Origin of the sequence: Paraburkholderia ginsengiterrae, assembly GCF_001645125.1 — a bacterium.
Classification (GTDB): Bacteria; Pseudomonadota; Gammaproteobacteria; order Burkholderiales; family Burkholderiaceae; genus Paraburkholderia; species Paraburkholderia ginsengiterrae.
Genome location: NZ_LXKA01000023.1, coordinates 1 through 948, shown reverse-complemented (window position 1 = coordinate 948; position 948 = coordinate 1). Strand labels below are relative to the sequence as shown.

The 948-nt window shown below is 64.1% G+C and carries 1 protein-coding gene; it reads right to left on the bottom strand.

Translation table 11 applies throughout. From position 1 onward, the window contains the following. On the bottom strand, positions 1-935 hold a 935-nt coding region (locus A6V37_RS02055; protein WP_064285726.1), incomplete at its 3' end, for an MFS transporter. Positions 936-948 lie beyond the last annotated feature (13 nt).

The following is a 948-nucleotide window of genomic DNA, read 5'->3' as shown; positions in this document are numbered from 1 at the left end:
GTCGCGCGGACGTCGAGGCCGCGGCGCGCGGCGGCCTTGTCCGACAGCCAGCCACCCAGCGCACGGGCGAACAGGGCGAGCAGACCGAAGCTGCCGGCGGCAATGCCTGCCGCCTTGAGCGACAGATGAAAATGATCAACGTAATAGATCGCGGCAACGTTGTGAATAAACACCTCGACACCGAAACACGCCGCGTAAGTGACGAACAGCATCCAGACGCGATAGTTCGCACAGGCCGCGCGGAAGCTGGCCCAACCGCCCTTCTTGCCTCCGTCGATCGCGATTCCGGCTGCTCGCAGCTCAGCAAAGCTGCCTTGCGGGGAATCCTGCGTGAAGCGCCAGTAGAGCAACGCCATGACCGGCATCGCTAGGCCCGGCACCACCAGCGCGAGGCGCCACGCGGACGACTGTTCCACGCCGAGCGCCATGATCCCCGCCAGCAGCAGCGGCACGAGCGCCTGAGCGGCGCCGGCCCCGGTGTTGCCCCACCCGGCTGTCGCCGCGTTGGCGGTGCCGACCACGTTGGGCGCGAACATCATCGACGTGTGGTACTGGCTAATGACAAAGCAGGCGCCGATCGCGCCGATGCACAGGCGACACAGAAGGAAGCTCTCGTAGCCGGTGGAAAGCGCCGCGCCGAGCACCGGAAACACCCCTGCGAGCATCAAGCTGCAATACACCTTGCGCGGACCGTAGCGATCGCACAGTGGACCAATCACGAGGCGCACGAGGATCGTGACAGCGACCGCGGCGATATTGATATTGGCGACCTGATCGACGGTGAGGCCGAATTGGCTCTTGATCAGCGGCATCAACGGCGCACAGGCGAACCACGCGAAGAAGCAGACGAAGAACGCCATCCACGTCAGATGAAAAGCGCGCATCGGTACCGTGCGCACGCTGAAGAGGTCGATGCGGGTTGCTTTGTCTGTCATCGTCGTTCCAGAA